We start from the raw sequence: 12,700 nt of genomic DNA on the forward strand, positions 1-12,700 counted from the left end.
GTGTTCAGCCTGCGGGCCGCGCCTGTGGGTTGGGCCACGCGTTGGGCTTGCAGACCAGGCCGTCGGCCTTCACCTCGTGCAGGTTCACCGCCTGGTTGAGCTGGGCGACGTAGTCGTTGGCCACCCCGAAGCTCTGCTGCATCATCACCGGGGCCAGCGCGCCCGCCTCCGGGCAGCCGACGTGCCCGTTGCGGAAGGCGTGGCCGACCTCGTGGTTGATCGCGTACTGCCGGTAGGAGGTCATGTCGCCGCCGAAGGCGACCGCGCCGCGCACCCACCGGGCCAGGTTGATCATCACCCGCTTCTGAGTGCCGCCGAGGTAGCAGGACGCCTCATACGGGATCGAGTGGCCGCACATGTCCGGCCGGTGCGCGGTGTCCGGGGTGGTCAGGCTGATCCGGAAGCTCGGGTTCGGGAAGTCGGGCTCGACGCGCTGCACCGCGATCTGCCCCAGGCTGGTCCACCCGCGCGGCTCGGCCAGCGTCGAGTCGACCAGCGTGGCGAACGCGGCGTCGCCGCCGAGGGCGGACAGGTCGATGCCGTCCTCGACCTCGACGGTGTAGGTGTAGAACTTCTGGCCCGTGCCGACCTTCGGGCCGCTGCCCGGCACGCCGTGCCAGGTGCCCGCCCCGGCCTGGGTGAACGCGCCGCCGTTCGGCAGCTCCGCGGTCGGGATGTTCAGGTCGACGGGGGTCGCGCGCTGCTCGGTGACGACCGGGGCGCCCGCGTCGGCGGCGAGCTGGTTCGCCGTGCTCGCCGCGTCGGCGGTGACCTGGGTGCTCTTCTCCCCCGCGGTCTGCACGAGCACGAGGCCGGTGACGGCGAGCATCACCGGCAGCGCGTACACCCGCCAGCCGTAGGTGCGCAGCACCCCGCGCGGGCGCTCCCGCTTGGGCAGCTCCGGCTCCCAGGACGCGGTCAGCGGTTCGGCGGTTGTGCGCCGCGCGCCCGCCCGGTAACGGTCACCGGCCGTGTCGGCGGCGCCCCGCTCACCCCCGGACGCGGAGCGTGACCGACGGGAGGCGGTCTCCCGGCGCCCTTGCGTCATTCGGCTCACGGAACCAAGGGTGCCACATCACGCGCGGCTCGCCAGGCGGCCACCGTCACCAGCGGTTCGCCTCCACGGCCTCCCACAGGCCCAGCGCGGCGCGGGCGACGGTCGCCGGACGCTCCATCTGGGCCACGTGCCCGGTCCTCGGCAAGATCAGCAATCGGGCCTTCGGCAGCAGCTTGGCGGTGCGGGGAGCCTTGCGGACAGTCATCAGTTTGTCCTCGGCGCCCCACACCACCAGGGTCGGCGCCTGCACCCTCGGAACGAACCGCCACAGCGACCGCGACCGCGGCGCGAGCCAGGACCGGATCAACCCGATCGTGCTACGCGCGAGGGCGGGTGTCGACCACGCCAGCTTGGCCCGCTCGGCGTATTCGCGGGCGGCTTCCTCGATGCGCTCCGGCGTCACCTGGCCCGGGTCGGCGTAGCAGAGGTTGAGCATCTGCATGGCCCGCTCGTGCGGGGTCAGCTGGGAGAGCTGTCTTCGCACCGAGGTGCCGATCACCGGCAGGAACGCCAGCGGCAGCCGGGGGTCGGACATGCGGTTGACGTTGGGCCGCAGGTCGGGCACCGCGGGCGAGACCAGCGTCAGCGTGCGCACCAGGTCGGGGTGCTTGGCGGCCGCGACGATGCAGATCATCCCGCCCATGGAGTTGCCCAGCAGGTGCACCGGCCCCAGCGCCATGCCGCGCAGCCAGGTGGCGAGCGCCTCGGCGTGCGCCTCGATCGTGTAGGGGTAGCCCTCCGGCGGCGAGGACCTGCCGAAGCCGGGCAGGTCGACCGCGATGCCCGGGGCGTGCCCGGACAGCTGGCCTGCGAGGTCGGTCCAGTTCGTCGCCGAACCGCCGAGTCCGTGCACGTAGACGGCGGTGACCTCACCCACACCGGGCGTGCGCCGCACGTGCAGCCGGATGCCCGCCGCCTCGATCTCCTCCCCCGGCCACGCGGGGATGGTCGGGTCGACCGGGGGCAGCTCTGCGGTGGAGAAGGGAACCTGGGTCAGGGGAACCCGCGAGGTGGTCGCGACATTCATCAGCTCAGTTTGCCAACGTTGCGCGTGCCTCGCCGTACTGAGACGACGGTCACACGGGATACTTGGCATAGCGAAGTTCCTGAGTACACGCACCCCGAACGGGGCTACCGCCGAGTAAGGTCGAACCACCCGCTGGGGGTTGGCGATCCCGACCCGAACGAGGCAATCGAGCGAGGGTGGAGGCGCATGTCTGAGACGGTTCAGTCCAACGGGGTCGGCCGGGGAGCAAGACTCCCGCGAACGGCCCGGAGGGCCCAACTGCTCGCCGCGGCACAGGACGTGTTCGCGGCGAACGGCTACCACGCCGCGGGCATGGACGAGATCGCCGAGCGCGCCGGGGTCAGCAAGCCGGTGCTCTACCAGCACTTCCCCGGCAAGCTGGAGCTGTACATGGCCCTGCTGGAGAAGCACGTCGACGAGCTGACCCGCCGGGTGAGCGAGGCCATGGAGTCGACAACGGACAACAAGGTCCGGGTCCACAACGCCGTAGCCGCCTACTTCGACTTCGTCGACGGCGAGAGCCAGGCGTTCCGCCTCGTCTTCGAGTCCGACCTCCGCGGCGAACCCCTGGTCCAAGACGCCGTCGAACGCGCCACCAACGCCAGTGTCGACGCCATCACCGCCACCATCACCGCCGACGCGGGCCTGGACGAGAGCCGCGCCCGCCTGCTGGCCGTGGGCCTGGTCGGCGTCAGCCAGGTAGCCGCCCGCGCCTGGCTCGCCGACAACCGCACACTGCCCAAGGAAGAGGCCATCGGCCTCATCTCCAACCTCGCCTGGCGCGGCATCGGCGGCGGCTTCCCCCTCCACCCCCACGACTGACCGAGTTCGTTTCCCGTAGGCGCACGACCCAGGACAACAGAGCGGGCAGCCCCCACCCTCGGGGCTGTCCGCTCTGTTGTCCTGGTGACGCCTGCCCCCTCCGGTCAGCAGACGTTGATCATGTCTGTCTGCCGCAGAGGGTCGCTGGGAGGCAGGTAGCCGGTGCCGAACTGCGGGGGGATCGAACTGAGGAAGTCCCAGTACCCCTTCCAGTCGTAGAAGTAGGAAGTGGCGCCTGCCTGGTTGTTGGTGACATCGCGGACTTTATCGCTCCATCCGTGGTTGCCGATGTTGACCTGGCCGCAGTTGTAGAAGCTCCATTTGTTGCGATATTCGTCCCAGATGCACAGATAGTAGTAGTCACAACCCTTGTAAACGAAACCGGAAACTGAGACACCACCTGCCGAGCCACTGCCGGATTGCCCACTAGGCGTGTAAATGGCCTGAACGCCGTTGGCAAGAATCACCTTGTTGTGCGCCACCCGCTTCGCGCCAGGATTGTCGGCAATGAGCGCGTCGACCTCGACCTTGGTGTTGTCACCGGCCCGCGTGGTCGACTGCCCGGTGTCAGCCCCGGCAGCAGGTGCCAAGGCAAGCGCCGTCGCCGCGACGATCGCGGCGACGGCGGCTCTTAGTGCGAAAACCCGCATGTCTTCTCCCCAGTCGAAAATTGACCCAGAGGAATAGGAACTCGGGCTGCACAGAAACAGCAGCCGCGTCCGACCTGGAAGCACACACACTTCCAGGTCGTCATGTTCCGCTTCCCACCAGGATGTACTCGACCAAGCTATCGACCCGCCGGAGATTCGCATTCCTCCGATCGGCCGAGTTCGACAGCGGGCAACATCACGTCGAATATTTAGCGCTCATTTAGCGGCTGAAGATTCTGGTGTGCGTTGCGCCGTTCAGATCACAGGGCCCTCGTAGAGAAGACGGTCACCGTCGCCGAACACCTGGACAGTGATGGCCCCCAACTCCGGAACCAAGGGGCCCTTCGCGCCCGAACTCATCTCGGCGGGCAGCAGCACCGCGAAAGTCGAATCCGCGATATCCGCCTCCGCCGTTCTCCCGTCCGGGAGCAGCAGGCTCATGCGCCTACTGCCGCTGGGCGCCGTCCCGGCGAGCAGCGGGCGTGCCCCGATAGTGGGGGCGACGTCGAGCAGGACGGGTTTGCCGGGCGTCGATTCGGCAGGCACACGCAGGTAGGCGGAGAACTCGGTTCGTTCGCCGTGTCGCACGCAGGCGCCGACACCTCCGCTGTTCACCGCCATGATCACCCGCTGCCCCTCGGCCTCGGCCACCGCGCCCGGACGCCACGTTGCGGAATCCACGACTCCGTTGCCCTCCTCCGCGCGTTCGAGGCACGCTCCCAGCAGCCGTCCCCGATCGGTGGATCGGTCCGCGGCGGGGGCATCGGACCAGCTCCAGCCAGGCGCTGCCAGCGGCATGGGGAGCGCGGCGATGTCTTCGCCGGGCCGCACGGTGATGTCCGCGCCCGAGGGCGACACTGGGGACAGCAGGACGAATAGGCCGTCTTTGTGCTGCGCCCGTCCCGTGTACTTGTCCTTGGCGCGGCCGGTGATCTCGATCATGGCCTGCTCCCAGGTCGGGTCCAACACCCCCGCCACAGTGCCCTCACCGGTGATCATCATCGCCGCGGTGCGACCGTCCGCGGCCGAGAGCGGCTGCGAGAGCGTCGCGGTCGCCGGGGTGCTCTGACAGAAAAGCGGCGTCGTGGGAGTCCGAACAGCGGTGACCGTCACTCGGGGGTCGCCGACCTGGAACACCGCTTGCCACTGGTCCCTGGGCGGCACCCGTCCCTGATTCCCGGTGTGGACGCCCGCGGCGAAGCACCGATCCAACTCATCGTCAACCCGCGCCTGATCCAGTGGCGAATCGACGCCGACGTCCGGAACCCTCTGTGCGGCCCCTGGCGCCTGCGCACCGGCTGTCCGGGAATCCGCACTCGATCCCACTTGTCGCGCCACCGCCACCACACCAAGGGCGAGTATCACCGCCGCGGCGGCCGAGGCCATCACCGCGCCCCGGCGACGGCGCTCGACGCCGATCCCAGCCAGCACCGTGTCATGGATTCGCACCCGCACCGCTTCCGGGATCTCTCGCGACGGGGGCAGGTCCCCCTTGTCGATCTGATCGCCGTTCACGCCTGTCCCTCCATCAGTTGACGAAGCCGGGCCCGCGCCCGGGAAAGATTCGATCGGACCGTGACCACCGTGACGCCCAAGATCTCCGCCGCCTGTGCCTGCGGAAGCTCCCCGAACAGGCACAGTTGCACCACGCGCCGCTGCGCCACCGGCAGACCGGCCACCATCTCGGCGATCCGACGTATGCTCAGGTCTCCGTCCACCCGGCTGGCCACAGATTCGGCGTGGTCGGCCACGTCGTCCGGCGTCCCCACTCGTCGCGCCAGCATCAGGCGCCGCCGCATTCCGCGCGTCTCGTCCCGCACCGCGTTTCCCATCACGGTGAACAACCACGGCAACGCGCTCTCCCGCACCAGAATCACTGATCGCCGCCGTCGCCACGCGGTCAGGAACACCGTCGAGGTGAGGTCTTCCGCCCTCTCCCACGATCCGGTCAACCGATACCCGTAGTTCCACACCGCCGCGACATGCCTCTGGAACAACTCGCCGAACGCGTCCTGGTCACCCTCAGCGGCACGGGCCCACAGCAGCGCGTCGGATTCGGTGGCCGGTGGCGCGGCACGAACCCATCGCGCTGACGGCTCCCTCACCACAGCACCCTCGCTCCCCAGATCGGCTCTCACACCCTTATGTGGCCGGCATCCCCCACGACGTTGCACCGCCCAGCACCGTTCCTGATGCGACTTGCCCCGATCAACGCGGAGCGAGCGCGGTCCCCCGAGTCGGCCGCGGCCGGGCGGTCAAGCCAGGCGAAGCGGAAAACGGGAATGGCGCCGATCACGGTGGCGTCGAGAATCACCGCCGTTCCCCGCGCCGCGCAGGCGTGTCATCCGGCAGGCGTGTCATCCGGGGTGTCGTCGGTGAGCGGCCGATAAGCCTGCCAACTCCCTCCCTCAGGCAGGCGCCAGCCACCCCGCTCGGCGCCATGGTCGAGCACCGCACCGCAATCGACCGGCGCCGAACCCACCGGCCGGACAACCCCCAACCGAAGGAGGTTTTCGTGCTGGGCGGGCCGTTCCGCTTCGCGTTCGTTCACCGGGGAAGGCTCCCACCAACCAGCTGGACGCGGATAGCGCGAAGGACCAGCCATCGAAATGTGGAACCGTGGGGATGGCCGCCGACATCGGAAACGAGAAAGGGCACCGGCCTCTGGCGCGTGATCGGCACGGCCGCGACGTGAGTGGGCCACCCGCTGGCAGTGGCCGAGCGGCGTTGCCAGTGGCGGCATGACCGCGAGCAGCGTTCCCCGCTGGGGACGCGAGCGGGGATCGCCAATGGCAGGGGCTCGGCGGATCTCGTTGCCCGACATCCTGCGGCGGAGGTTGGCGGTGGTCGTTCAACATGACACCAACGTAGTGGTTGCCGAGTCCGGAATCCTGTTTTCGCTGGTAGATACATTCGAACGGGTTACTGGTTGGCTCATAGTGTTCCCTTGTCTTAGCGCTCGGTAGCTCTGGCCGGCGCCTCTTAGCCAGCGGCGAAGGGGGAGGGCTCCCCCTGCCGTCGGCGACCGAAAGCAGGCACCGTGTCGGCATGAGGCTTTCTGCGGCGAGTGCGAGCGCCCTGGGTGGGCGTGCGACGAATCAGGACTCCTGCCACGCGGACAAGCGGATGCTGGTGATCGCCGATGGGGTCGGCGGGGCGCCCGCGGGGGAAATCGCGTCCGCGCTGGCGGTGCGGACGGTGGTGGCGGCCAGGCGTGGGAGCCCGGCCGAGGCGGTGGCGCGGGCCAACGCGGCCGTGCGGGCGCACGCGCGCACCGAGCCGCACACGGCGGGGATGGCCACGACCCTGGACGTGGCGGCGCTGGTCAGACGGGGTGCGCGCTGGTGGATGGTCGGCGCGCACGTGGGCGACAGCGTGGTGCTCGCGCAGGCGGACACGCTGCTTCAGCTCACGGCCGCGCACACGCTGGGGGCCGAGCTGGTGGCCGCGGGGCATCTCACCGAGGAAGAGGGGGCGCGGCATCCGCAGCGGGCCGCGCTGGTGCGGGCCGTGGGGATGGAGGACCAGGTGCGGCCGGACGTCTGGGAGCGGCCCGCGATCGTCGGGGAGCGGTACCTGCTGTGCACTGACGGGCTGACCGACGCGCTCGGGGCCGAGCGGCTGGCCGCCCTGCTGGCGTCGCTGCGGTCAGCCGAGCCCGCGCGGTGTGTCGACGCGCTGGTTCAGGCTGCCTGCGAGGCGGGCGCCAAGGACAATGTGACCGCCGTTGTCGCCGATGTGGCCGGGGGTGTGGGTTGGCGGAACTGATCGTCGACTATCACGCGCTGCCCGAGCCGCGCGTGATCCCGTCTGACGAGCAGCTCTCCCTGGACCGCGACTTCCTCAGCGGCGGAACCGACGACCGGATCTCCCGGGCACCCAACGCGCCGTTCCTGCGGCACATGGACGGCCGCTGGTGGCTGATCAACGGGCGCGACAAGCAGACCAGGGTCGCGGTCTACGTCGCCGCCGAGAGCAGGCGCTTCACTGTCGGCGAGCGGTGCGCGTTCCCACTGCCCGACGGTGAGTCGGAGGTGCACGTCTGGGACGCGCGGGTGCGACTGGTCGTGCGCGAGTCGGCGGAGTGGCCCGGGCCGGAGGTCTACACCGGCCCGGAGACCTCGATCGGGCTGAACGGCGCGGCCGTGCGGGTCCAGCTTCTGCTGAGCCGCAAGCCCCGCCACCGGGCGGTGCTGGCCGCGTATTACCGCGAGTACTTCACCCCCGGCATCGACTCCCCCAAGCCGCTGGACCGGATGCAGACCCGCCTGTGCATGGGCCTGGCCTCCTTCACCGCCCTGGAACGCGCCCTGAACGAGGTGGTCACCGAAATCTGGGGCGAGCCACAGGGCCACCGCCACGAACTCCCCGACTACCTCATCCGCGAACGCCTACTGGTAGCCGACGACCAGCGGCTGGTGCCGCACCGGCACTGCCGTCACCGCAGCTAGGACGCCAGTTCGACCGGGTGGCCGGAGGCGCGCTCGACCATGTCCATGATGCGGGCGGTCACCTCGGGGACCCGCTCGTACGGGAGCATGTGGCCCGCCGAGCGGTAGATGACGAACTCGGCGTCGGGCAGCGCCTTGGCGATTTCCTCGGCGTGGTCGAGAGGGGTCAGGCGGTCGCGGTCGCCTACCAGGACCTGGGTGGGGATCTGGCTGTAGGCCGCGAGAGCGGCAGACCGCGAGTGCTTACCGACGATGTCCCGGCGGAGGCTGCCCGCGCTCGACCGGTGTGAACGGGCGAGTTGGTCGGCCGCCGAGCGGACGTCGATCATGCGGAAGCGGGTGCCGAACAGCAGCCACCGCAGGAAAGCGAGCTGGCCGAGCGTCTTGAGCCGTGACGGCGGCTCGACCGGGCGCGGCGGGCGGGGGGCCGTGTGGGTGGCGGCGGGCTTCTTCTTGCCGCGCTTCTGGGCCTGGAGGGCCAGCTTGACCAGCGGCTTGGGCAGGCCGAAGGTCACCTCGCCCATCCGGCCCGCCGAGGTCGAGGTGAACACCGCCGCGCCCACCCGCTCGGCCACCAGGCGCGGGTGGCGCTCGGCGAGGGCCATCATCGCCATGCCGCCCATCGAGTGGCCGACCAGGACGAGCGCGCCGGTCGGGACGCGGGCGGTGATCAGCTCGGCGAGGTCGTCGCCGAGCCTGCCCAGGGTGGCGCTGCCCTTCGGGGCGGCGCCGGAGCCGCCGTGGCCGCGGTGGTCGAACCGGATCACCCGGACCCGGTCGCCGATGGCCGCGGCCACCTCGTCCCAGATGCGCAGGTCGCTGGTCCAGCCGTGCGTCATGAGGACGGTGACCGGCGCGTCGGCCGCGCCGGTCACCACCACGTTGAGCGCCACGCCGTCGGAGGTGCGGAAGTAGTCGGCCACAGCCACCAAACTACTACGCAGTAGCTAGCTGGCGAACCGCCGCTTGGGCGGCCAACCGGGCGATGTGGGCCAAGACTTCCGGTGCGCGCTCGTAGTTGAGCATGTGTCCGGCGCCCGGGTAGACCAAGAGCAACGCGTCAGGCAGTGCTGCCGCGATGGTCTTGGCGTCGCTTACCGAGCACAGGCGGTCCCGCTCCCCTGCCATGACCACGGCAGGCACATTCCGGTAGGCCGACAGCGCGTGAACCCGCTCATGCTCGTTAAGCGAATTGCGGAAAGCGACCATGTTGGCCGGGTTGCACCGTCCTACCTGCGCGGCGGTAGCGGCGATGTGCGCGCCTACCGGCGATCGGCCGAACACCAGCCACCGCACACCCGGCCGCGCCAGGGCGCTGTAGCGGCCCAGCAGGGTCGGCCGCCGGAACTTCGCGATCCGCTTGTTGATCAGCGCCTCGCAGTACAGCACCGGCGCGGCCGCCCAGCGCGGCAGCCCGAGCGTCAGTCTGGACAGCCCGCCCGAGGTCGTGGCCACGAACGCCACGCCGCTGACCCGCTCGGCGATCAGCCGGGGATGCCGCTCGGCCAAGGCCATCAGCGTCATCCCGCCCAACGAGTGCCCGGCGAGCACGATCGGCCCGGTCGGCACCCGCGCGGCGATCACCTCGGCGAGGTCGTCGGCGAGGCGGTCTATCGTCCCGGTGCCCTCCGGGGCCGGGCCGGACGCGCCGTGCCCGCGCCAGTCCAGCCGCAGCACCCGCACTCCGGTCAACTGATCGACCAACTGGTCGGCTATGTCGTCCCACGAGGTGTGGTCCATCGTCCAGCCGTGCACAAGCACGACGGTGACCGGCCCTGATCCCTGCTCCACGACGTGCAGCGGCACGCCGTCGGAGGTGACGAAGCCGCTCACTTCGGCAGCAGCATCGAGCGGCGCCACAGAACCATGCTGGGGCCGCCGACGAGGTCGGCTTCACCGAGGAACTTCATGATCCGCTCGCCCCAGTAGCGCATGGTCTCCTGGAAGTGCGGGTTCGCCTTGGCGGCCTTCCACGCCTGGCGCCGGTTCAGGCCGACGGCCTGGTAGACCTTGGGGTTGATCAGGCTCAGCGCCACGAAGTAGGACACGACCGCGGTCAGGATGCGGTGGTACTGCTTCTCCACCCAGCTCGCCTTGGCCATGCCCTGCACGACCTCTTGGCGCGCGAAGGTGACGTGCCGGGCCTCTTCGAGGACGTGGATGCGGTTGACCATGCGGATCAGCGGCTGCAACGCGGGGTCGGTCATGTTCTCCCGCTGCATCCGGTCGAGCACCTCTTCCGCGACCAGGATCGCCGCGTACGCCGAGGGGCCCTTGCCGATCACCGGCAGGACTACCGCCAGCTTCTTGATCCACGAACGCGGCCCGTAAGCGGGCACGCCGAAGCGCTTGCACGCCTTGCCGAACATGGTCGAGTGGCGGCACTCGTCGGCGATCTCGGCCAGCATGTAGTGCACGTGGTCGGTGGTGGGGTCGTGCTTGTAGACCTGCTTGAGCAGCATCTGCATCAGCAGGACCTCGAAGAAGATGCCGGTGCTGGCGATGCTGGCGATCTCGTGCTTGCCCAGCTCGACGCGCTGCTCGGGGGTCATCTCGTCCCAGAGCTTGGTGCCGTAGAGCGAGATGCGGTGCTCGGGGTGGTAGTGCAGGCCGTCGGTGACCGGGGCGTCCCAGTCGATGTCGATGTCCGGGTCGTAGAACTTGTCCGCGGACGACTTGAGCAAACGACCCGCGGTCTTCTCCCGATCGGCTACCTTGGCTACCTGCGTCGCGCGGCTCATCGACGAGTCACTCCTTCGGGGGTCAGACTGTCACACGTAACTTCCGGTAACAGTTACTTCTGGTAGCATGAATCGCATGGCGGATCGTGTCAAGAGACACAGCACAGGCGATTCCGGCGACGCCCGTCGAGACCGGTGGAAGTCCCACCGCGCGGCGCGGCGCGAGGAGTTCGTGGAGGCGGCGCTGCGCGCCCTCGCCAAACACGGTCCCGACCTGGGCATGGAGCACGTCGCCGCGGAGGCGGGCGTCACCAAGCCGGTCCTCTACCGGCACTTCACCGACAAGGCCGACCTGTTCGTCGCCCTCGGCCACCGCGGCACGGAGATCCTGTTCGAGCGCCTGATCCCCGCCATGAGCCGCGAAGAGGCTCCGCTGCCGCGCATCCGCAAGAGCCTCGACGCGTTCTTCTCGATCATCCAGGAGTACCCGAACCTCTACCGCCTCCTGGTGCGCAGCAAGTTCGCCGACCGCCGCATCGACGCCGACATCGTGGCCGAGGACAAGCAGGTCATCGCCAACGCCCTGTCTTCGCTCCTGGGCGACTACCTGCGCGCCTACAAGATCGATTCCGGCGGCGCGGAAGTCTGGGGCCACGGCATCGTCGGCATGGTCCAGAACGTCGGCGAGTGGTGGCTGGAACGCCCCACCATGAGCCGGGACGCGGTCGTGGAATACCTGACCATGACCATCTGGGCCGCCATCGACGGCGTCCTGCGCGGCTACGGCGTCACCATCGACCCCAACAAGCCCCTTGAGATCGACAAAATCGTCACCCTGAACCAGAAACCCACCGCAGGCGACGCGGCCGCGGGCTAGGAGCGACAACGATGTCCGAGACCCACGAGGAAGACGGCTACCAGGGCCCAGCCACCCTGCTGGTAGGCGAGCACGAGTTCGCGGTCACCGTCGAACTACGCGGCCACTTCCAGCCGATCGACGGCTACTACCGCTGGTACGGCCGCATCGCCGCCGACCCGGCCCTGTCGGAACTGCTGGGCGGCCGCAAAACCCAAGCCACCCTCCGCACCCCCGGCGCAGAGGCAACCGGCGAACTGTCGGACCCCGACCCGTGGGACCGCTACCGCATCATGGGCACCAGCACGCCCCCCTTCGTCATCCAGACCACCCTGGACTCGGCGGATCTCTGACCCAAGAGACGTCCCCGCACCCCCTGCCCGGACGCACCCAAACCTGTCGATGCCCGCTGGACTTCCGAGCCCCCGGTGATCGCGAGTTATCCACAGGCCCGCCGCACCCCCTTCCCCGCGCTGACCTGCGGCGATAGACTGGAGCGGGGTCAGCCCCCAGGGTGGGCGGGGCTTTGTTGTGCGGCTGTGGGGCGGCGAAATAAAGCTCTTTCGCACCTGCTCTCCTGCCAACCGGCACCCACGCTCGCCAGGTGCTCGATGGGGTGCAGTGGTTTCTTCGGGGGAGAAGGAAGATCGCTAAGCTGGCCGCGCGTGTGATGCCGCGGGCTTCCCACCCTCTTTCACACGGGCGATCTTCCTTCGTAGGGGCCCTGAAGAAACCACTCCACCCCATTCGAGCAGGCCCCCGGCAGCCAGCCAGGCGCAGCCAAGCAAGCAAAAGGGCCACCGCCGAAACCGACGATGGCCCCACCGCATCCAGCGATCAGGGAGCGAACCCCACCTTGCGGGCGTCCGCCCCACCAATCTCCACATAGGCGACCCGCGCCGACGGAACCACAAAGCGCCGACCCTTGTCATCGACCAAGGTGAGCTGCCCCTGCTGGCTCTTCAGTGCGTCGGCGACCAGAGCCTCGACCTCGTCAGGAGTCAGGGCGCTGTTCAGCACAAGCTCCCGCGCGGTGTCCGCGACACCGATCTTGACCTCCACGCCGAACCTCCGGGCATCGAACGACAGTTGTCTCTTACCGACGAAGGCTAGTCCAGTGAGCGCGCACCAACCCGTCAGGGGCGCGCGCGTTCAC

At 69.3% G+C, this 12,700-nt stretch carries 15 protein-coding genes; 5 read left to right on the plus strand and 10 right to left on the minus strand.

The window, feature by feature from the left end:
* Positions 1-4: 4 nt before the first annotated feature.
* Both BLS56_RS14255 and BLS56_RS14260 read right to left on the minus strand, forming a co-directional pair.
* Positions 5-1,048, minus strand: coding sequence for a DUF3152 domain-containing protein (locus BLS56_RS14255; protein WP_091450526.1), 1,044 nt, complete (start codon positions 1,046-1,048; stop codon positions 5-7).
* Between the two features lie 55 nt (positions 1,049-1,103).
* Positions 1,104-2,084 carry an alpha/beta fold hydrolase gene (locus BLS56_RS14260; protein ID WP_091450527.1) on the minus strand — a complete coding sequence of 327 codons (981 nt, stop codon included), beginning with the start codon at positions 2,082-2,084 and terminating at the stop codon, positions 1,104-1,106.
* Between the two features lie 186 nt (positions 2,085-2,270).
* On the opposite strand from BLS56_RS14260, the gene BLS56_RS14265 reads away from it, so the two are divergent.
* Complete coding sequence (locus tag BLS56_RS14265) at positions 2,271-2,906, plus strand: TetR/AcrR family transcriptional regulator (protein WP_091450528.1); 636 nt, start codon at positions 2,271-2,273, stop codon at positions 2,904-2,906.
* Between the two features lie 104 nt (positions 2,907-3,010).
* On the opposite strand, the gene BLS56_RS14270 is transcribed toward BLS56_RS14265, so the two are convergent.
* The 4 genes from BLS56_RS14270 to BLS56_RS30630 form a co-directional block, all read right to left on the minus strand.
* Complete coding sequence (locus BLS56_RS14270; RefSeq protein WP_091450529.1) at positions 3,011-3,556, minus strand: hypothetical protein; 546 nt, start codon at positions 3,554-3,556, stop codon at positions 3,011-3,013.
* A 255-nt stretch (positions 3,557-3,811) separates the two neighbouring features.
* On the minus strand, positions 3,812-4,720 hold the full coding sequence (locus BLS56_RS14275; RefSeq protein WP_139190681.1) for a hypothetical protein: 909 nt from the start codon (positions 4,718-4,720) through the stop codon (positions 3,812-3,814).
* Positions 4,721-5,067: 347 nt separating this feature from the next.
* Positions 5,068-5,661 (minus strand): RNA polymerase sigma factor, encoded by a 594-nt coding sequence (locus tag BLS56_RS14280; protein ID WP_091450863.1) that lies wholly within the window; start codon positions 5,659-5,661, stop codon positions 5,068-5,070.
* 236 nt (positions 5,662-5,897) lie between these two features.
* A complete protein-coding gene (locus tag BLS56_RS30630) occupies positions 5,898-6,107 on the minus strand; it encodes a hypothetical protein (RefSeq protein ID WP_139190683.1) in 210 nt (69 codons plus the stop codon).
* 497 nt (positions 6,108-6,604) lie between these two features.
* Between BLS56_RS30630 and BLS56_RS14290 the strand changes: the two genes are divergently transcribed.
* Together BLS56_RS14290 and BLS56_RS14295 are read left to right on the plus strand one after the other, a co-directional pair.
* The gene (locus BLS56_RS14290) at positions 6,605-7,324 is read left to right on the plus strand and encodes a PP2C family protein-serine/threonine phosphatase (RefSeq protein WP_091450532.1); all 720 of its coding nucleotides are present in this window, start codon (positions 6,605-6,607) and stop codon (positions 7,322-7,324) included.
* Positions 7,312-8,007, plus strand: coding sequence for a hypothetical protein (locus tag BLS56_RS14295; RefSeq protein ID WP_091450533.1), 696 nt, complete (start codon positions 7,312-7,314; stop codon positions 8,005-8,007). The genes BLS56_RS14290 and BLS56_RS14295 overlap by 13 nt, the downstream gene beginning before the upstream one ends.
* Here BLS56_RS14295 and BLS56_RS14300 read toward each other — a convergent pair.
* From BLS56_RS14300 to BLS56_RS14310, 3 genes are read right to left on the minus strand one after another with little or no spacing between them, the layout of a single operon-like run.
* Positions 8,004-8,930: an alpha/beta fold hydrolase gene (locus tag BLS56_RS14300; protein ID WP_228771636.1), complete on the minus strand. Its 927-nt coding sequence runs from the start codon at positions 8,928-8,930 to the stop codon at positions 8,004-8,006. The genes BLS56_RS14295 and BLS56_RS14300 overlap by 4 nt on opposite strands.
* 13 nt (positions 8,931-8,943) lie before the next feature.
* Positions 8,944-9,867, minus strand: coding sequence for an alpha/beta fold hydrolase (locus tag BLS56_RS14305; RefSeq protein WP_091450534.1), 924 nt, complete (start codon positions 9,865-9,867; stop codon positions 8,944-8,946).
* The gene (locus BLS56_RS14310; protein ID WP_091450535.1) at positions 9,837-10,748 is read right to left on the minus strand and encodes an AurF N-oxygenase family protein; all 912 of its coding nucleotides are present in this window, start codon (positions 10,746-10,748) and stop codon (positions 9,837-9,839) included. Before BLS56_RS14310 ends, BLS56_RS14305 begins: the two co-directional genes overlap by 31 nt.
* A gap of 67 nt (positions 10,749-10,815) precedes the next feature.
* On the opposite strand from BLS56_RS14310, the gene BLS56_RS14315 reads away from it, so the two are divergent.
* Both BLS56_RS14315 and BLS56_RS14320 read left to right on the plus strand, forming a co-directional pair.
* The gene (locus BLS56_RS14315) at positions 10,816-11,565 is read left to right on the plus strand and encodes a TetR/AcrR family transcriptional regulator (RefSeq protein ID WP_091450536.1); all 750 of its coding nucleotides are present in this window, start codon (positions 10,816-10,818) and stop codon (positions 11,563-11,565) included.
* A gap of 11 nt (positions 11,566-11,576) precedes the next feature.
* Positions 11,577-11,897, plus strand: coding sequence for a DUF4873 domain-containing protein (locus BLS56_RS14320; protein WP_091450537.1), 321 nt, complete (start codon positions 11,577-11,579; stop codon positions 11,895-11,897).
* Positions 11,898-12,381: 484 nt separating this feature from the next.
* Here the strand turns inward: BLS56_RS14320 and BLS56_RS14325 are convergent, their stop codons facing one another.
* Positions 12,382-12,606 (minus strand): DUF3107 domain-containing protein, encoded by a 225-nt coding sequence (locus tag BLS56_RS14325; protein WP_091450538.1) that lies wholly within the window; start codon positions 12,604-12,606, stop codon positions 12,382-12,384.
* Positions 12,607-12,700: the final 94 nt, after the last annotated feature.

This window comes from Actinokineospora iranica (assembly GCF_900101685.1).
Taxonomy (GTDB): Bacteria; Actinomycetota; Actinomycetes; order Mycobacteriales; family Pseudonocardiaceae; genus Actinokineospora; species Actinokineospora iranica.